Below are 18569 nucleotides of genomic sequence, written 5' to 3' on the forward strand. Positions count from 1 at the left end.
TCCTTGATCTTCCACACTTTGATGTCCATAGCTGTGTGCTTCGGCGGAAGAGAAGCGCACAGTTGCTTCATGAAGCACCGAAACAGTTTGCCCAACAGACCCGGATCGGAACAGTGGCTCCCGCGTCGCGACACCACAGTGTTGTTGCTCTCCGTTGGCACCGAGCTCCAAGGCGCAGTGGGGCGAGTCAGCGCTGCGGCGGCTGTCGAACTGATCGTGGAGGAGCGGTTGGACGCGGTTGCGGGGCCGTGGGATGAAGTGGCAGCAGTACTCATTGATGCGGTCGTAGCGGAGGAGATCGGACTGGACGTTGGATTTGCAGGGTGGCGTGGACCAACAATAATTGTTGGACTTGCGCAGGATTCAGCGTTGATGTGGCATAGCGCCGAACGGCTGGGAGCCGACAGAGTAGCTGTTCTGCCAGATTCAGCTCCCTGGCTGGCGAACTATCTGAGTTGTTTGAAGAACCCCGTAACGGGTGCCGGCGTCGTGGGTGTTGTCGGGGGTTGCGGAGGGGCAGGCGCCTCAACGCTTGCCGTGCTTGTGGCAGCCGAGGCTGCTGAGCGAGGCACCCGGACTTTATTGGTGGACGGGGACCCATGGGGTGGCGGCTTATGTGCCGCGTTATCTGCCGAGGCCAGCCCAGGGTTGCGTTGGCCGGAATTATTAATGGCTTCCGGGGCGATTAATCCAGAACAACTTGCCATGTCCCTTCCTCAGGTTGCGGGGCTGACCCTGTTGTCCTGGGGCAGCGGCCATAACGCAGGGAACGCCGGGACCATGGACGGGTCATTCTCCGGTCTATCTAGGGGTGGCGCGACTCCAGCTCCCGGAGAGGATGCCACCCACACGCGGACGGCTATTGGAGAGGTGATGAGGTCCGCACGTGGAGCCTTTGGACTAATTGTCGTGGATTTGGGCAGAACACCGGAAGCCTTTAGTTCGTTGGCGTTGCAATGCGACGGGTTAGTGGTGGTGATCCCTGCACGGGCGCGTGCTCTAGCAGCTACACGGCAAATGATGACTGTCCTGCCGCCAATGCCGGTAGGTGCAGTTGTGCGTGGGGCGCTGGGGGAGGGGCTGGATGCAACTATGGTTGCTAGCGCTGTGGGGCTGCCTCTTGTGGGCAGACTGCCACAACTGCGCGGGGTCAGCGAGGCTTTGGAGTCGCAGCGCCTGTTGGAACTGTTGCGGCGTAGACCCGTGCGAGTTGTTGTCGCCAACATCTTAGACTGGATGGTTGGGGATAGCCCGCGCAGTGACACTGGCACCGGTTTAAACGGGAGCAAACCATGAATGCGCAACGGCAGACCGGCAGCCACACACCAGACCCTTGGGGAGGGCCAGTCGACGCGGACCTGTTGGACGTTGTCAGGCGCAGCGTTCTTTCCCGATCGGGCCCGGTGACAGACCTGCAGATGGCTGCGGCAGTAAGGGAAAGCGGCAGGCTGCTTGGGGCAGCTGGATCTTTGCTTGCCATGGAGCGAATCGCGGCGGAACTCAATGGACTGGGGCCGTTGCAAGGATTGGCCAAAGACCCTCATGTGACCGATATTTTCGTCAATGCCCCTGACTCTGTTTGGCAGGACCGTGGCGATGGGCCCGAACGAGTGCCAGTGGAATTTTCCACTGAGGAAGAACTTCGCGCATTCGCAGTGCGGCTGGTTGCCAGTGGCGGACGCAGACTCGATGAAAGTAGTCCGTGTGTCGACGTGAAAATAGCCTGCGGCTATCGAATCCACGCTGTTTTGCCGCCGATCTCTGCCGCAGGGACACTGCTTTCCATCCGAATCAAACGCCGCACTGTCCTGACGTTGGCAGAAATGGTTGCGACTGGGAGCATCCACCCTTTTCTAGCCCAAGTGCTGGTTGCCGTAGTGGAGCGGAGGCTGAACTTTCTCATCAGTGGTGCAACAGGGGCTGGCAAAACCACACTGTTGTCAACGCTTTTGGGCTTGTGCCCTGCCAGAGAACGGCTGGTACTCATAGAGGATGCAGCCGAGCTGGACCCGGAGCATCCGCACGTTGTGACTTTGGAAGCGCGTCATGAAAATGCGGAAGGGGCTGGCGCTTTAGATTTGGCGGAATTGGTCCGCCACGCCCTGCGCATGAACCCGGGTCGGCTCATTGTTGGCGAGTGCCGAGGAAAGGAAGTTCGCGAACTGTTGATGGCCATGAACACCGGTCATAGCGGCGGCGGCGGAACAATCCACGCAAATAGCGCTCACGACGTCCCAGCCAGGTTGGCAGCTTTAGGAGCACTTGCCTCCATGAGCCCGGAAGCGGTGTTTTTACAAGGCGCCAGCGCATTGGATATTGTCATCCACCTAGTGAGGATCAGGGGGCTCCGGGTGGTCTCTGAGGTGGCCGTCGTAGCTTTGCACAACAAGGGACTTGATATTATTCCAGCGCTCTCACTTGCTGCTTGTGGGAACGGCATGGAGGCTGAGGCCAAGGAATCCGTTGAACAGCAGTGGGTGGCTCGAGGAAGGGCTGGCAGGCACGCAGGTCAGCCTGACAGTCTGGCCAGTAGGGATTCAGCTAGCCTCACTCCCAAAGACTCTGAGCGGATATCATCCGAATTGATCAAAGGCCCCGGCTGGCCCATACTGGCGGCGCGACTAGGCTTCGATGAGCGTCTCGATGCGCAACCCAGCGAAAAATATACTGCCAACAAAATCGCTGCCGACAAACTCAATGAGAAGCCATGAACGCCGGTGTATTGCTTGCCCTTGTAGGCGCAGCATTTTTCCTCTTTGCCGTCAACAACTCGCATTCGTGGGCAGGCTCGAGGTCATACACAAGGCGCCGGCACAGAATCTGGACTCGTGGTTCTGTGCCGTCAGCAGAGTCCCTATCCCGGATGGTTCGCCAACTGGCATCCCTGTTGGCAGCAGGCCGAAGCGGACCAGCCCTGTGGGGAGCCATGGCATATGTTCTGGGTGCGGAACAATACCGGGTCGACAATGGTGCCAAGGTTCTGCGCCGAGTCTCGGCAGTCAATGCCGTTAGGACGCCGCAACAAATACCAGGCGCAGGGGCAATTCCACCCACTGCTGGGGAATCGAACGCCACACTACTGTTGGTACTTGCTGTCCAACGAGCCAGCGCCATGGGACTGCCAACTGCAACAGCGATCCGCAATGCCTGCGCAGCTGATTTTGAGCATGGCCGCAGAATCACGCACGGCCGCAATGCTCGGAGAACCCAACAGCATAGGACCTGGTTGGATTTAGCGGCATGCTTTGAGCTGTGTGAGACAAGCGGGGCTCCGGTTGCGGCCGTGTTAGAGCGTCTTGCGTGCAGCATCGATGCCGATAACGATGCCGCTGCGCTTCGTGAAACTGCGCTCGCGGGTCCTCGTGCAACAGCACGGCTGTTAAGCTGGCTGCCTTTTATTGGGCTTGGATTAGGCATGGTGATGGGCGTTGACCCATTGGCCGCACTCCTTGGCAGTCCTATGGGCTGGATGGTGCTGATGGTAGGGGTGGGATTTACTATGGTGGGCAAATTATGGTCAGCAAAAATGATCGGTGATGCTGCACGGCCCGTTTATGCCAAGCCCGGTGGGCGGCGGTGACCGTGAATGGGTGGCTAGCAATGACGCTATCTATGCTGGCATTCCTCTGTCTGTGGGGTGGGTCCTGCCCAGGACTATTCCGAGGCCAAGTGGCGCGGGATAGAAAGAAAACCTCTGGGACGCGATTTCTTGCAGGTATTCCAAATAGCTATGGCTCCTTCGCAGCTGAAGGTAGCGCTGGCGGCGTGACCTCTGTGCCACTCTTACTGGACTTCCTTGGAACAGCCTTGGACGCCGGACTTACGCTCCCAAGCGCCTTGCGCGTGGTTGCCGCGGTGGCAGAACAAGATATGCGTGAGAGTTTGCTCAGGGTGGTGGCAGGTATGGAGATTGGGGCCTCGTGGCAAGACTCGTGGGATGGAAATTTTATCCGTAGCGATGTCGCACAAATCCATGAAGCACTAAGTTTTGGGGCACTCACTGGGGCATCCGCAGCACCCTTGCTGTACGCCGAGGCGAAACAATGCCGAGTAGCAGCCGCTCGCAGTGCTGAGAAATGTGCAGCAGCCCTGGGCGTGAAGCTTGTGCTGCCACTGGGGCTCTGCTCGTTGCCGGCTTTCATTGCGTTGGGCGTGGTTCCGGTAGTGATGGCGATGATTCCGACTTTCTAGTTTCATTTTTCTAGCCCCGTCAGGCCGTCTCCGGGAGTCGGTAAACAGGTTTTTTGCTGGTTCTTCACGGGATCAATTTATCCACAGGTAGGGCTGTCATCTCACAAGTCCACTAACGCTGGAAGGTACCTTTCGCGAAGCTCCGATGAGGAGAAGAGTTGCTTTACCAGCCGAAAGTGGGCGGGGTTCACAGCAGACCTCGCAACAACATTTAGTGCGTGAAGGCAAGAAAAAGCAAGTGAGAAAAACTACTCGTACAACCTATTCGCACAAGCGATTGATTCAAATTAATTCAAGGAGTGAAAATGACCACCAACGAAGCCGCCAGAGGACACCTCCCAGGCAAAGAGGGAGTTTTTGCGGCAGAGAACGTCCGCGAAATTTTTGTGGGGGCCTGCAGCAGCCCGCCTGTGGTGAACTATTTAGTGCCACCAGGCCACGCGAGGAAGCATGAGCATTCAAGCCGTTGGACAAGCCGTTGGACAAGCCGTTGGGCAAGCCGTTGGGCAAAGTCAGGCAGGGAAGCGGGCATGGCGACAGCTGAATATGCCATCGCAACGTTGGCGGCTGTGGGGTTTGCCGGGCTCCTTGTTGTAATTCTCAAAAGTGACGAGGTACGGGGATTCTTGCTGAACATTATCCGAACAGCCCTGAGCTTCTAGCCCCGGAAAAAGGCACCAATCACCGGGCGTGCGTGTGGGAGGAGGAAAGTAATGCAGCCACAGGAAAAACATAGACGGGTGATCCGAATGCGGCGCCAGCATTCAGTCTGGCCAGGCAGGGGCCGCAGAGTATCTGTCCTTAGGAAAGAGACATTAGGTGGAGTCCGGAATGCGAAAGCTGATACAGGATCGGTGACAGCTGAATTCGCCATTTTACTGCCGGCGATGACGGTTCTTCTTGCTATTTTGCTGTTCAGTGTTGCGGCTGGCATCTTGCAATTGCGTTTGGAGGAGGGTGCTAGAGCAGGGGCTCGCGCTCTGGCTCGAGGCGATTCTTCAGTGGAGGTCCTGGAAATTGTGGCCCGGGTGTCGGGGCAGAAAGTAGATGTCTCCGTGGGGACGTCCGGCGGCTATGCCACCGTTACAGTTCAGGGCAGAGTTGGAGGGGTTCTCTCCGGTCTCATTCAATGGACCCAAACTGCGCATTCCAGCGTCAAGGTAGAAGTACAAACGGCACTTTTACTTGTCCGGCACAAGCCAATAGAAAGGAATCTTCTTGGCGGAGCTAGGACGCTCAGGGCCGCACTGTGGCGGTGGGCCCGGTCTGGTGAATGTCAGTTTCGATCGGGTCTGTGTGGGAGATCGGCCGTAGCTCTGAGCGGTAGTTGTGTTGTCCGCGGGTGAGCGAGGCTCGGGAACGGTATTGGCTGCCGGGCTTGCGCTGACCATGCTGATACTCATGGTTTTGATCCTAGGGTTAGCTCAAGCAGCGGCCGCAGCTGCCAAGGCAGCCACCGCCGCGGATATGGCCGCCCTTGCGGCGGCAGATGCTCACCGAGGGCTTGCAGAGGGAGAGCCGTGCCTCGTTGCTGCTGACGTGGCAGGGCGGCACGGAGCCATCCTTACTGGGTGCATTGCGGCAGGTGATTTCTCGGTACAGGTAGAGGTGCACTTTGCAACTGGTATGGGGGTTCCCTTGCAGGCAACCGGTAAGGCCAGAGCAGGCCCACCTCCGGACTCCAGCCCACCGCTGCAGCCCTGATAGATGTCACAAAGCCTGACTTAACGTTGGTTCCTACGCTGTTTTCCACCATGACTACCCGGGGCCTAATCAGGCCAATTACTCCAGGTCCTTCTTTGCGGTGATTTGCTTCCAGGACCTTCATTGCGGCCCCATCGTTACGGTGCGTTGTTAAGCAAGATCTGCAGCAGCAGGACTGCGCCGGCTTTATCCAAGGGGTTATTCTTGTTGCCGCATTTAGGGGATTGGACACATGAGGGGCACCCGGACTGACACTCACACGCTTGGATAGCTTCCATGGTGGCCCTGAGCCAGACACGAGCCATGTCGAATCCTCGCTCGGCAAACCCCGCACCTCCGGGGTGGCCGTCATAGACAAATACTGTTGGTTGTCCTGTGTCAGCGTGAATGGCGGTGGATACGCCGCCAACATCCCATCTATCGCTGGAGGCGACTAGTGGGAGCAGGCCGATGGCTGCGTGCTCGGCGGCGTGCAGGGCACCCGGAAATTGTGGTTCCACCAGGCCACCGGCTAGCAGCGTCGAATTGTCCACGGTGAACCAGACCGCCTTGGTGAAGAGGTCCCTGGCTTCTAGCTCCAGCGGTTCCTCGCCCAGTACTTCATTGGAGATGATGGCCTTACGTTGGAAGGAAACAACTTGGGTTTGGACTTGGACGGATCCAAAGTGCATTTCCACCGGGCCCCACAATTCGTGTTTTGTCGATTCCAGCACCTCGATCTGTGTGACATCTCGTGCAGTGGTGTAGAAATCTGGTGTGCCACGGCGTACCAGGGCGCAATGCTCTGCCTCATTGAGTTCAAGCACCACGTAATTTGTCCCCTGATGAACGTAGACGGCGCCTGTATGAGCTTGATAGTGGGACTGCGGCGAGCCCATTGTTCCCAGCAGAGTACCGGTGTCTGCCTCAATGATGTTGATGGGCCCACCACCGTCTTCACGCAGATTTACCATGGCGGCTGCGTTTTGAGGATGTGTCCAAAACCAACCGGCTGGACGTTTTCGTAAATATCCCTGCGCTACCAACTGCTCCAGTAAAGCAGGAGTAGTTGAGTCAAAAAGGGCCAAGTCTTGTTCAGTGATGGGAAGCTCCGCGGCAGCTGCACAGAGGTGCGGACCAAGAACGTATGGATTGGCAGGATCGAACACTGTAGCCTCCACCGCCCGGTCAAAGATTGCTTCCGGATGGTGAACCAGGAATGTGTCCAACGGGTCATCGCTTGCCACAAACGCGGCCAAGGCGTCTTGGCCGGACCGCCCTGCCCTGCCGATCTGTTGAAAGAAGGAGGCTCTAGTGCCTGGCCAGCCAGCAACTAGGACGGCGTCCAGGCCGGAGATGTCAATGCCAAGTTCCAGTGCAGGAGTACTTGAAACACCCAGAAGGTCTCCCGCACGCAAAGCCTTCTCAAGCTCACGGCGCTCCTCCGGCAAATAACCTGAACGGTAAGCAGCAACCCGAGGAGGAAGACTCGGATCCACGTCCTCCAAGAGTCTTTTGGTCACGCTAGAGATGGTTTCAGCGCCGCGCCTGGACTTTATGAATGCAATGGTCCGAACATGCGAGGAGACAAGGTTAGCTAACAAATCAGAGGTTTCAGCAATGGCAGTGCGACGGGACTTGGCTCCGTTCTCACCCTTAAAGTCGGTTAACTCCGGCTCCCACAAGGCAACTGTGGTTGCACCATGAGGGGAGCAGTCTTCAGTGATGGTCGTGACGTCTGCTCCGATTAGACGAGAAAAGGCAGTGCCGGGATCCGCAGAAGTGGCTGAAGCCCCAATGAAAACAGGCTCTGACCCGTAGTGCGCGCATATCCGGCGCAATCGACGAAGGAGCACGGCCACATGGGAGCCGAAAACGCCGCGGTAACTGTGGGCTTCATCGACGATGACATATTTCAGACGCTTGAAAAAATGGGCCCACCATGTGTGGTTGGGCAGGACACCAAAATGGAGCATATCCGGATTGCACAAGATGAAATTACTGTGGTCCCGAATCCAACGACGGTCAGTTGTGGCAGTGTCACCGTCGTACGTGGAAGCACGAAGAGTGGACAGTTTCAGTGCGTTCAACGCGGCCAGTTGGTCTGCGGCGAGCGCCTTGGTGGGAGAAAGATACAAGGCAACTGCGCCGTTGGCCTCTAGTTGGCCAGGATTTTCCCTTACCGCAAGTGCGGCTCTATGAACAGCATCGACCGCGGGCAGCTGATACGCCAGGGACTTCCCCGAAGCTGTTCCTGTTGCGATGATTGTGTGCTGGCCCTGGTGGGCGGCGTTAGCTCCTAGTATCTGGTGACGCCACGGCTGCACCACGCCAAGGAATGAATAGGCGCTGACAAGGTCGGGATGGACCCACTCGGGCCATGCCTCGTTGATGGCTTGCCGGGACGGAATCCTGTGGACGTGTTGCAATTGCGGAGGATTCATTCCTCCGCCCAGCAAAGAGATCAGCGAAGTATTTGTGGGCATCACATCATTGTGCCACCGCTACCATTACAGCCTTGTCATCTGCGCCAGTCGCTCCTTGGGCACCAGAACAGTGACGGGGCTTAGAGAGGCCCAGCCAAGTTTGCTGTACAGGCGTTGGCCGCGCGTGCTGGCCAAGAGCAGACCGGTGGTCACAGGGTAGTCAAGGGCCTTGGCGGTGAGAGTTTTCATCATGAGCATCCCGAATCCGCGGCGGCGGTAGGCGGCACGCGTTTTTAGCCCGTCAAAAATCGCATTCTCACCATATATGCCGACCGTTCCTCTGGCCATGACTGTTTCTCCCCGCACGATGGCCACTGAAAAACGGGCTTGGCAGGGAGAGGTAGTGCGTTTTCCACCAAATTTTTTGACCAGTAGAGTCAACTCAGGATCACCAAGGAAAGGGTCTTGGTTATCTTGGTTTTCCATGTCACACATCATGAGATGTTCAGAGGTTGAGACCATGCCCATTTTGGCGTGGTGCGCAAGCTTTACATATTCATGCACACGAGGTCCGATCACGCATAACGCCCGTTTCGGCGAAGCCGCTACTTCAGCAGCCAAGGCTGTAAAAGCAGCAGGGGAAGGATCGCAGGTGAAATACTCCCAGTCACTGCTTCGATCAAGCCTTAGGGCGGCCCAATAGTCTTCCCCCGAGCGGGTTTGATAGCTTCGTAGCGCGCTCCAGCCGGTAAACCATGCCTCTGCATGCTCTCTCAGTTCTTTGGCACCAACCAACATGTCCTCAGCCTAGCCCCGGACGGTGGGGTCAGCCGTGAATGCCGGCATTTGGTGGCGCAAAGTAGGCTTTAAGACGTGTCGATGAACAAAATTGTGCTTTTTTATGGTTTTACCCCGCTCAGTGATCCGACGGCGATCAGACTGTGGCAGCGCGCGTTGGGTGAGAAGCTGCACCTCAAGGGTCGCATCATCATCTCCAAGGATGGCATCAACGCCACTGTGGGTGGTGACATCAGAGACCTGAAACAATACCTAAAAGCCACGCGTGAGTATCCCGGTTTTAAGGACATGGACATCAAATGGTCCGATGGCATGGGGGATGATTTTCCTCGTCTGAGTGTGAAAGTCCGTGAGGAAATTGTCAGCTTCGGCGCGCCCGGTGAGCTCAAAGTAGATCAAAACGGCGTCGTGGGAGGGGGCACTCACCTGCAACCCGAAGAACTCCACGAGCTCGTTGCCGCCAAGGAAGCCAACGGCGATGAAGTTGTGTTCTTCGACGGCCGCAACGCTTTCGAAGCCCAAATCGGTAAGTTTAAAGATGCCATAGTCCCGGACGTCGCCACCACAGCAGACTTCATCAAGGAACTGGACTCCGGTAAATACGACGGGCTCAAAGACAAACCGGTTGTCACGTACTGCACGGGTGGGATCCGCTGTGAAGTCCTCAGCTCGCTTATGATCAACCGTGGTTTTAAAGAGGTCTACCAAATGGACGGCGGCATAGTCCGCTACGGAGAAACGTTCAAGGACAAAGGCCTGTGGGAAGGCTCGCTCTATGTGTTTGACAAGCGCATGCACCTTGAATTCAGTGACGAAGCTCTAGAAATCGGCCATTGCATCCGATGCAATAAACCCAGCAATAAGTTTGAGAACTGCTCCAACCCGAGCTGTCGAAATCTCAATCTTTACTGTGCTGACTGCGCCAGCACACCCGAAACGTTGCTCTGCCCCCAAGGCTGCACCGACTAGTCCCCACGCCCTCCCAACACTCGCAAGCTCGTGCCGGGTCCCCCGGGCGCGTGGGCCCACCCACGCCCTCCCAACACTCGCAAGCTCGTGCCGGGTCCCCCGGGCGCGTGGGCCCACCCACGCCCTCCCAACACTCGCAAGCTCGTGCCGGGTCCCCCGGGCGCGTGGGCCCACCCACGCCCTCCCAACACTCGCAAGCTCGTGCCGGGTCCCCCGGGCGCGTGGGCCCACCCACGCCCTCCACAGCCTCCCGTGGGAATCTGGTGAGTGTGGCACTACCGGCGCCCTCCCGCTTTATCGGTGCGTGGGAGAATGATCGGCATGACCTTGAATGACGAGCTTGACCATCTTTTAGCCACCCGGGACCGCAACAACATGGCGCCAACGATCAAGGCTGTGGTGTGCCTCCATGCAGCTCATCCCGAGAACGCTCGCGTGCTTTATGAGGTTGCGGGCGCTTATGACACGGCAGGTCAAGAACAAGTAGCGCAGGGGTTTTACGAGCGAGCTCTTGAGGCCGGTCTGGAAGGTGATCTTCTTCGCCGATGCTATGTTCAATATGGTTCCACCCTCCGGAACGTGGGTGAGTTCGGGAAGTCCCGTGATGTTTTTGCAGCAGCCCGCAAAGAGTTCCCCGATTCCCCTGCGTTGGCTGTATTTGAAGCAATCACGTTCCATGCAGAGGGACGAGCAAATGAAGCTTTTGCTTCGCTACTCGAGCTGACGGTGGACTACGTAGAAAGTTCCGATATAGATCGTTACAAGAGCGCTATTAGCGGAAACGCAGCTTACATCCGGTCTCTGGACAGAAACGAAGCACCTGCCTCAGGCACGTAACGCCGAGCAATCAAGTAACCGGTCATCGGCATAAAGGAATCTGCATAAGTTTGTTGGTGCCAGGTAGCGCCAGGATGACAGAAATAGATCTTCAGGAAGGCAGCATCATGTGGAATGAATTTGGCTTGACTTGGGGCGATGCTGGCCGGGTAGTGCTCTCCGCAGTGGGGTTGTACGCTCTTGTGCTGCTTCTGATTCGGTTCATGGGCCAGCGCACTATGGCGAACTTGTCCAGCTTTGATCTCGCGGCCGCGGTTGCCCTCGGCGCTGTTGTGGGACGGGCAATACTGGGTTACACCCCTACGTTGGTGGCCGGAGCCTTGGGCTTGGTGACGTTGCTGGTTCTGCAGGCGCTCACGGGGCAGCTGCGCCGCTTTCCCGGAGGCCTAGCCGCGGTCAATAACCGCGCGTATCTACTCATGGCTGGAAGCGAGATCGTTGTCTCAAACCTTCGCAGAACGCACGTCTCGGAGGCGGAAATTACCGCGCGACTACGCGTGGCCGGTATCCGCAGCCGCAAGGAAGTCGCCTGTGTGATCTTTGAATCGACAGGAGAAATCAGTGTGTTGCGAGCAGGTTTCCCTATTGAACCGGAGTTTCTTGCCAATGTGAAGGGTGCGGAGCTAATTCCAGCATCATATCTAGCCGTCCCCTAGTCCTCCGCCGGCTACTGCTTGCCCGAGCGCAACCTGTGTGAACGCCGAAAAAAGACAGCGTCAACCCTCCTGCTGAGCCTGCGGACGCCCTGCTGGATTAGGGCCGTATAAGTGAACCAACTCCGCCCCTAGAGCGGCCAAATGAGTTTTGACCGCTTCAGGTTCCAGTACTTCCACGCCACCTCCCCAACCCGCGAGCTGTTCTGCGATCGAGCGGGCCATTGGCGCCGCGACTTGCAACCGAACCCGTCCGTCAGCATCGAGGCCGAGCTCCTGGCAGTGACGGCCAAAATGTTCGCGAAGTGGCAGAACCAGGCCAGGATCGGTAAGTATTGTGGCCTGGACCAGGGAGCGTCGCTGCTCGAGGTCCTCAACTATAAGCCCCCATTCACGCGTCAGCTCGAAGTTGCTGGGACGGGTAGAGGCAAGGTCGCTAACTACTGTCTCAATGATCCGCTCTATACGGAACGTGCGCTGCCCCGCCTCGGTTCCGGCGATGAGGTACCAGATATTGTTTTTGCTAACTACGCCCCACGGGTCAACCAAGCGTCGGGTTAATTCATGGGCATGATTTTCATATTCGAGCGTGACCTTGCGGCCAGCAACAATGGCGTCCTGAAGTGCAGCAACCGGTTCGGGGCGGAGGTGCTCATGCTCACCCCACGGCGTGGGATCGAGAGCCATGGCAGTGGCCGCCGTTTGAGCCTGAGCGCGAAAGGTCTGGGGCAGGGCCTGCACAAGCTTCGACAGAGCAGAACGCGCCGTGGAATCCAATGTTGCGGCAGAACCTGTGAGCAAAAACAGGGCCCTTACTTCACCCAAAGTCAGGCCCGTCAGATCCGTGCGAGCACCACCGAGCAATGTCCAGCCGCCACCACGCCCTGGTTGCGCGTACACAGGAATGCCCGCCGTGGACAGCGCCACGAAATCACGCCGGCTGGTCGCCAGAGACACCTCGAGCTCTGCTGCGACTTCGGCGGCGGTAACCCGGCCGCGGGCCTGCATTAGCAACAACGTGGCAAGCAGCCTGTCCGCTCTCATGGCATAAGTTTGACAGATGAAAGTGCTCACCAGGTGAGCACTTTCATCCGTCATGCTGATGGATATCAAGTGAGCAGCCACACACCTGCTCAGATAACCGCATCAGCAAAGGGAGCAACGATGTTTCAAGGACTAGCCACTATAAGTTTCTACGCGGACGACCTGGTCGCGGCAGCACACTGGTACACCGAGTTGCTCGGGGTCGAACCTTATTACGTGTTTCCTGCGCAGCCTGCGCCCGCGGCGTACATCGAGTTTAGAGTTGGCGGGGACCAAGCCGAGCTTGGTTTCATCGATCGCAAGTATGCACCGTCCGCAGCCTCCAGCGGTTCGGGCGGTGCCGTGGCATTTTGGCATGTGGATGACCTGTCCGCGACTGTGAATGAACTGGTGGCAATGGGAGCCAGCGAATATGAGCCGTTGACGGAGCGCGAATCCGGGTTCGCCACTGCATCGTTCATTGACCCCTTCGGCAACATTTTGGGTGTGATGACAAACCCGCACTTCCTAGAAATGCGGACGCGCCGCAACAGCGTCTAAGCGCCTGAAAGAGTCGTTAAGCTTGGTGTATGACTGACTTCTCCACAGTGCCAGATGCCCCGCGCAGCGACAACCCTGACCTGCTAGCCGCCCTGGCTGCCGATTTGCTCGCCCTTGATTACACGGTCGACGGCGTGGCGGAGCTCCTGGGTGAGGAAGCTCACCAAGCCTTGGGCAGGGACCAGACAGTGCCCGCCGTTCTGGTGTTGCGTGAGAGTACGGAGCCACTGGCAACTGTGTGCAAGCTTTGGCTGTTGGCCCAAGACATCCAGAACAAGGAGCTGAGCGTGGTACTGCCCAGCTTGAGCATCGAGACGCTTTCATTGCTTGGGCTCATTGAAGCGGTTCCGGGTGCGGACAGGGTGCGCGCTGCCATCGATCTGCGTCCTTATGGCTGGCCGGCTGACGGGAAAGGTGGAAATGATACAAATCTGTGGGTGGCTAGCGATCTCGGCGCACACCAGCGTCCCGGGGTTCTGCGTCATGATCATGTTTTGGGCATCGGGCAGGCTTCACTGACTTTGGCTCAGGGCACCATCCGCCGTGAAGTAAATAAGGCATTGGATGTGGGAACGGGCTGTGGCATCCAGCTTTTCCATCTACTCCAGCACGCCAAAACCGTTGTAGCCACCGATATTTCCGTCCGCGCGCTAGCGTTCACCCGTTTCAATCTGCTCCTGAACGCTCCCGCACTGGGCCTCAACGTTGGTGACTTGGAGCCCAATGATGTGAACCCTGCCGGGAACCCAGAGCGGGTTGCCCCGCGCGTTTCTCTGCGCCTTGGCAGCTTGCTGGAGCCCGTCGCCGGGGAGAGCTTCGATCTCATTGTTTCCAACCCGCCCTTCGTCATCACTCCTCGTCACTTCGGTGAAGATGCGGGCCAACAGTTCACCTACCGGGACGGCGGCCTGGCCGGGGATGCAATAGTGGAGAGGCTGGTTCGGGAACTACCTGCAGTTCTTGCTCCCGGTGGTACGGCGCAAATGTTGGGCAACTGGGAGATCAAGACCACCGCGAACGACGCCGGCGCCCCAGTTGAGTGGTCCGACCGCCCCCGTCTGTGGATACCAGAGGGGGTACAGGCCTGGTTTATCCAGCGAGAGCAGGTTAGTCCCGGCGGCTACGCCGAAACGTGGCTGCAGGATGCTTCCCAAGGGCGGGAGTCCCAGGCTTATGTGACCGCCTACGAGAACTATGTGCTGGACTTTGCCTCCCGTGCCGTGGCTGGAATTGGATTCGGCTACATCTTGCTGCGCACACCCGCTGCAGGAGAGGGTGTGCCAGAAGCGCGCTTTGAGGAAATTCTGTACCCCATTGAACAACCCGTAGGTCCCCACCTGGCCGCCGCGTTGGACCGGGAAAGGTGGCTGGAGCACCGAGAGTCCATCCATGATGAACTCCTTGTGGTGGCTGAGGATGTCACCGAGGAACGCCATCAACGCCCGGGCGCCGAACATCCCGGAGTCATCCTGCTGCGGCAGGGCGCTGGGCTGCGCCGCACCAACTTGCTCAGCACCGAACTCGCCGGGTTCGTCTCCGCCAGCGACGGCGATCTCACCGTAGCAGCGCTGATTGGTGCGCTCGCGGATCTCCTGGATCGGCCTGACGCCGAATTTTCCCGGAACCTCTACTCCGAGGTGTGCAACCTGGTGCGCGATGGCTTTCTCCTCCCCGCATGACAGCAGTGGGCCCGCAGGACGGCAGTGGAGTAGTACGGTGAGGGCACGGCACGAGGACAATAAGGGAACCTGAATGAGGCAGTCGATATGATGTTGGCCAGCAATGCTCCTTGGTGGGCCATTTTGCTGTGCTTGCTTGCCGCCGTCGTGCTTCCCACGCTGATTGGGCTGGAACGGCAGATCAACAACAAGTCAGCAGGCATGCGTACTCACGCCCTCGTTGGGTTGGGTGCGGCGCTTTTTGTGGTGGTCAGCAAATACGGATTTTCTGATGTGCTTGAGGTTGATCTGGTCCGGTTGGATCCGTCTCGGGTGGCTTCACAGATTGTGACAGGTATTGGTTTCATTGGCGCAGGGCTGGTGTTTGTGCGCAGAAACAAGGTGCGGGGGCTGACCACGGCGTCCTCAGTTTGGCTCACGGCCGCCGTGGGTTCGGCAGCCGGGGCCGGGCTCGTGTTGCCAGCAGTCTTCGCCACCGGTGCATATTTCCTGGTGGTAGTGGTGTATGCCAAGGTCATTGCGCGGTTGCGGGTATCCGGACGGCGTTACCACGCGCTGCAGGTTACGTATGTGGACGGGACAGGTGCCCTGCGAGAAATCCTGCAACATTGTACGAGTCTTGGCTTTCAGGTCCAGGGATTCACCACACGGCCGTTGGAACATTCAGGCAGCGGGGTACTAGGCCGGGTGCTCAATGACGAAACTGATGCCAACGGAACTGACTTTATCGAAGTTGAGCTGGAAATTGAGGGACTGGCGCCACGTGGGACGCTCCTCCAAGAGCTTTCGGCGCTACCCGGTATTAAGGCTATTTCCTTTGACGATGAGAACGAATAGCGACGGTGTGTGGGGCCTAGATTTTGCGTTCAGATTTGGGTCCAATACGCGTTCGTGACAAAAATATGGTGAACTAGGCTCTTGGGGACGCCGTTCGTCCACCTTTCATTCCCCGTAGGAGTACAGTGCCCAGCAAGGCAGCAGCCAGCAAGCCCAAGACCGGTAAAAAGCTCGTAATTGTAGAGTCCCCGGCCAAAAGCAAGACCATCGCCAAGTACCTGGGCGAGGGTTTCGTCGTCGAAGCCTCCATTGGTCACATCCGTGACCTGCCGCAGCCTTCCGAGCTGCCCGCGGAGCTGAAGAAGTCTTCAATCGGTAAGTTTGCCGTGGATCTTGAGGACGATTTCAAGCCCTACTACGTCATCTCTTCCGACAAGAAAAAGAAGGTGGCGGAGCTCAAAGCACAGCTCAAAGACGCCGACGAACTTTACCTCGCAACTGATGGGGATCGCGAAGGCGAAGCCATCGCGTGGCATTTACTTGAGGTGCTCAAGCCCAAGGTGCCGGTGCACCGGATGACATTTGCGGAAATCACCAAGGAATCACTGCAGCGCGCTCTCGGGAACCTGCGGGAGCTGGACACTGACTTGGTGGATGCGCAGGAAACGCGCCGTGTGGTTGACCGCTTGTTTGGCTACGAACTGTCCCCGGTGCTGTGGCGCAAGGTGGCACCAAAGCTCTCGGCGGGTCGAGTTCAGTCCGTGGTAACCCGCATGGTGGTTGAGCGTGAGCGTGAGCGTATGGCGTTCCGTACCGCCAACTATTGGGACCTAGCTGGTACGTTCGCTTCAGTGAACGGTCAAGAGCCGTTCAACGCCAAACTGGCCGCTTTGGATGGCAAACGGGTGGCTTCAGGACGGGACTTCAACGACAAGGGTGAGTTGACGGGCAAGAACGTTGCCCACCTGGACGAGGTTGCCGCCAAGGCTCTCGCCTCAGCCTTGCAAGATGCGCCCTTCGCCGTCCGCTCAGTTGAGCACAAGCCGTACACCCGCCGTCCCGCTGCGCCGTTTACGACCTCGACCCTGCAGCAGGAGGCCGGGCGCAAGTTGCGCTTCTCCTCAAAATCCACCATGCAGACAGCCCAGCGTCTGTATGAAAACGGTTACATCACGTATATGCGTACCGATTCATCCTCGCTCAGCGATGAGGCAGTGAACGCAGCACGCCGCCAGGCCTCGGAGCTGTACGGCCCCGAATTTGTGCCCGCCGCCAAGCGGGTTTACGCCAGCAAGAGCGCGAACGCCCAAGAAGCGCACGAGGCCATCCGCCCCGCCGGTGACTCATTCCGCACCCCGGCACAAGTGGCAAGCGCCTTGGGCAAGGATGAGTTCAAACTGTACGAGCTGATTTGGAAGCGCACAGTTGCCTCCCAGATGGCTGATGCGAAAGGTTCCACGGCCACCATTAAGTTGGGCGCCACCGCTTCCGGCGGTGCTGCAGATGGTCAGGATGCGGAGTTCTCTGCCTCCGGTACTGTCATCACCTTCCGCGGCTTCCTGGCTGCCTACGAGGAAGGCCGTGACGAGTCCCGCAACGACTCCGAGGATTCGGACCGCCGCCTGCCCAACGTCAAGGAAAAGGACACTCTCAGCGCCACCGAAGTCAAGGCCAACGGCCATGACACCTCACCACCGCCACGCTTCACCGAAGCATCGCTGACGAAGGAAATGGAAGAACGCGGCATTGGCCGCCCATCCACCTACGCCTCGACCTTGTCCACCATCATGGACCGCGGCTACGTGAGCAAACAGGGCTCGGCTCTGGTTCCGAGCTGGATTGCGTTCTCTGTGGTGCGCCTGCTGGAACTGCACTTCACCGACTACGTGGACTACGAGTTCACCGCCGGCATGGAAAAAGGCTTGGACAGGATTGCCAACGGCCAAGAGCAGGGCTCCGACTGGCTCAAGCACTTCTACTTTGGTGATGACGGCAACCGTGGACTGCAAGACATTGTCAATAACTTGGGCGAGATTGACGCACGGGACATCAACTCCATGCCCATCACCGACACCCTGGTACTGCGGGTGGGCAAATTTGGTCCGTATCTGGAGAGCACCGTCCCCACCCTGGATGCCAAAACCGGCGAGATCATTGAGGCCGCACGCGCCAACGTGCCCGAGGACCTGGCCCCGGATGAGCTCACGCCTGATAAAGCGCAAGAACTCATGGATACAGCCGCCCCCGAGGAGCGTGTTCTTGGTATTGACGACGTTTCCGGGCACACGATTGTTGCCAAGAACGGCCGCTACGGTCCTTACGTCACCGAACTGATCCCGGAGATGACAGAAGAAGAGATCGCCAATCAGCCGGTGGAGTACTACAAGAACGGGAAACCAAAGCCCGCGAAGAAGCCAGTCAAGGCCAAACCGCGTACTGGTTCGTTGTTTAAAACCATGAGCGTTGACAGTGTCACTTTGGAGGAGGCGCTGGCGATTATGAGCCTGCCTCGAGTCCTAGGAACCGATGCTGAAGAGAATGAAATCACGGTTCAAAACGGCCGTTTCGGACCCTATCTGAAGAAGGGCTCAGACTCACGTTCCATCGGCACTGAGGAGGAGATCTTCAGCATCACCTTGGAGGCCGCGCTGGAGATCTACTCGCAGCCCAAGCAGCGCGGAGCTCGTGCAGCAGTGGCTCCGCTGGCTGAGTTCGGTGAAGATCCCGTCTCAGGGAAAAATATTGTGGTCAAGGAAGGCCGCTTCGGCGCCTACATCACCGACGGCATCACCAACATTACTGTGCCCCGCGGTACTGATGTTGAGGAGCTGACCCGGGAAACCGCCGTTGAACTTTTGGCCGATAAACGTGAGCGTGGACCTGTTAAGCGGGCTACAAAAGCGCCAGCCAAGAAAGCTGCACCCAAGAAAAAAGCCGCCGCTAAGAAGTAATCAAGAGAAAACCGCTCCGCA

At 58.0% G+C, this 18569-nt stretch carries 17 protein-coding genes and 1 pseudogene; 14 read left to right on the plus strand and 4 right to left on the minus strand.

The genetic code is table 11. From position 1 onward, the window contains the following. Nucleotides 1–69: 69 nt before the first annotated feature. From ssd to AAFM46_RS01140, 6 genes and pseudogenes are all read left to right on the plus strand, one after another. A complete protein-coding gene (gene ssd, locus AAFM46_RS01115) occupies nucleotides 70–1296 on the plus strand; it encodes a septum site-determining protein Ssd (RefSeq protein ID WP_343319060.1) in 1227 nt (408 codons plus the stop codon). Continuing rightward, nucleotides 1293–2711: a TadA family conjugal transfer-associated ATPase gene (locus tag AAFM46_RS01120; protein ID WP_283531240.1), complete on the plus strand. Its 1419-nt coding sequence runs from the start codon at nucleotides 1293–1295 to the stop codon at nucleotides 2709–2711. The genes ssd and AAFM46_RS01120 overlap by 4 nt, the downstream gene beginning before the upstream one ends. Beyond that, nucleotides 2708–3580, plus strand: a complete 873-nt coding sequence (locus tag AAFM46_RS01125) for a hypothetical protein (RefSeq protein WP_343319062.1) — start codon at nucleotides 2708–2710, stop codon at nucleotides 3578–3580. Before AAFM46_RS01120 ends, AAFM46_RS01125 begins: the two co-directional genes overlap by 4 nt. Nucleotides 3581–3765: 185 nt before the next feature. After that, nucleotides 3766–4191 carry a type II secretion system F family protein gene (locus AAFM46_RS01130; RefSeq protein WP_343319064.1) on the plus strand — a complete coding sequence of 142 codons (426 nt, stop codon included), beginning with the start codon at nucleotides 3766–3768 and terminating at the stop codon, nucleotides 4189–4191. Nucleotides 4192–4496: 305 nt separating this feature from the next. Further along, entirely contained in the window at nucleotides 4497–4853 is a 357-nt protein-coding gene (locus AAFM46_RS01135) for a DUF4244 domain-containing protein (RefSeq protein WP_343319066.1), read from the plus strand. A gap of 87 nt (nucleotides 4854–4940) precedes the next feature. Then, nucleotides 4941–5330: pseudogene (locus AAFM46_RS01140) on the plus strand (TadE family type IV pilus minor pilin); the annotation flags it as partial. A 42-nt stretch (nucleotides 5331–5372) separates the two neighbouring features. Here the strand turns inward: AAFM46_RS01140 and AAFM46_RS01145 are convergent. Beyond that, nucleotides 5373–5594: a hypothetical protein gene (locus AAFM46_RS01145; RefSeq protein ID WP_343320488.1), complete on the minus strand. Its 222-nt coding sequence runs from the start codon at nucleotides 5592–5594 to the stop codon at nucleotides 5373–5375. On the opposite strand from AAFM46_RS01145, the gene AAFM46_RS01150 reads away from it, so the two are divergent. Next, nucleotides 5593–5895: an Rv3654c family TadE-like protein gene (locus AAFM46_RS01150; RefSeq protein ID WP_343319068.1), complete on the plus strand. Its 303-nt coding sequence runs from the start codon at nucleotides 5593–5595 to the stop codon at nucleotides 5893–5895. The genes AAFM46_RS01145 and AAFM46_RS01150 overlap by 2 nt on opposite strands. A 137-nt stretch (nucleotides 5896–6032) precedes the next feature. Here AAFM46_RS01150 and AAFM46_RS01155 read toward each other — a convergent pair whose 3' ends face one another. Together AAFM46_RS01155 and AAFM46_RS01160 are read right to left on the minus strand one after the other, a co-directional pair. Further along, entirely contained in the window at nucleotides 6033–8360 is a 2328-nt protein-coding gene (locus AAFM46_RS01155) for a DEAD/DEAH box helicase (protein WP_343319070.1), read from the minus strand. Between the two features lie 24 nt (nucleotides 8361–8384). Continuing rightward, nucleotides 8385–9098, minus strand: a complete 714-nt coding sequence (locus AAFM46_RS01160) for a GNAT family N-acetyltransferase (protein WP_283531262.1) — start codon at nucleotides 9096–9098, stop codon at nucleotides 8385–8387. Nucleotides 9099–9173: 75 nt separating this feature from the next. Here AAFM46_RS01160 and AAFM46_RS01165 point away from each other — a divergent pair, with 75 nt between their 5' ends. The 3 genes from AAFM46_RS01165 (at nucleotide 9174) to AAFM46_RS01175 (ending at nucleotide 11560) form a co-directional block, all read left to right on the plus strand. Continuing rightward, the gene (locus AAFM46_RS01165; RefSeq protein ID WP_283531263.1) at nucleotides 9174–10067 is read left to right on the plus strand and encodes a rhodanese-related sulfurtransferase; all 894 of its coding nucleotides are present in this window, start codon (nucleotides 9174–9176) and stop codon (nucleotides 10065–10067) included. A 321-nt stretch (nucleotides 10068–10388) separates the two neighbouring features. Further along, a complete protein-coding gene (locus AAFM46_RS01170) occupies nucleotides 10389–10904 on the plus strand; it encodes a tetratricopeptide repeat protein (RefSeq protein WP_343319072.1) in 516 nt (171 codons plus the stop codon). 74 nt (nucleotides 10905–10978) lie between these two features. Beyond that, nucleotides 10979–11560, plus strand: a complete 582-nt coding sequence (locus AAFM46_RS01175; protein ID WP_343319074.1) for a YetF domain-containing protein — start codon at nucleotides 10979–10981, stop codon at nucleotides 11558–11560. A gap of 60 nt (nucleotides 11561–11620) precedes the next feature. Here AAFM46_RS01175 and AAFM46_RS01180 read toward each other — a convergent pair whose 3' ends face one another. Continuing rightward, nucleotides 11621–12601 carry a YafY family protein gene (locus tag AAFM46_RS01180; RefSeq protein WP_343319075.1) on the minus strand — a complete coding sequence of 327 codons (981 nt, stop codon included), beginning with the start codon at nucleotides 12599–12601 and terminating at the stop codon, nucleotides 11621–11623. A gap of 120 nt (nucleotides 12602–12721) precedes the next feature. On the opposite strand from AAFM46_RS01180, the gene AAFM46_RS01185 reads away from it, so the two are divergent. The 4 genes from AAFM46_RS01185 to topA all read left to right on the plus strand — a co-directional run bounded on the left by AAFM46_RS01185 (nucleotide 12722) and on the right by topA (nucleotide 18548). Then, the gene (locus AAFM46_RS01185; protein ID WP_283531267.1) at nucleotides 12722–13141 is read left to right on the plus strand and encodes a VOC family protein; all 420 of its coding nucleotides are present in this window, start codon (nucleotides 12722–12724) and stop codon (nucleotides 13139–13141) included. A gap of 29 nt (nucleotides 13142–13170) precedes the next feature. Further along, nucleotides 13171–14820 (plus strand): SAM-dependent methyltransferase, encoded by a 1650-nt coding sequence (locus tag AAFM46_RS01190; protein WP_343319077.1) that lies wholly within the window; start codon nucleotides 13171–13173, stop codon nucleotides 14818–14820. A gap of 87 nt (nucleotides 14821–14907) precedes the next feature. Then, nucleotides 14908–15657 carry an MgtC/SapB family protein gene (locus AAFM46_RS01195; RefSeq protein WP_283531269.1) on the plus strand — a complete coding sequence of 250 codons (750 nt, stop codon included), beginning with the start codon at nucleotides 14908–14910 and terminating at the stop codon, nucleotides 15655–15657. 125 nt (nucleotides 15658–15782) lie between these two features. Next, nucleotides 15783–18548 (plus strand): type I DNA topoisomerase, encoded by a 2766-nt coding sequence (topA, locus tag AAFM46_RS01200; RefSeq protein ID WP_343319079.1) that lies wholly within the window; start codon nucleotides 15783–15785, stop codon nucleotides 18546–18548. Nucleotides 18549–18569: the final 21 nt, after the last annotated feature.

This window comes from Arthrobacter sp. TMP15 (genome assembly GCF_039529835.1).
In the GTDB taxonomy this organism is placed as follows: domain Bacteria; phylum Actinomycetota; class Actinomycetes; order Actinomycetales; family Micrococcaceae; genus Specibacter.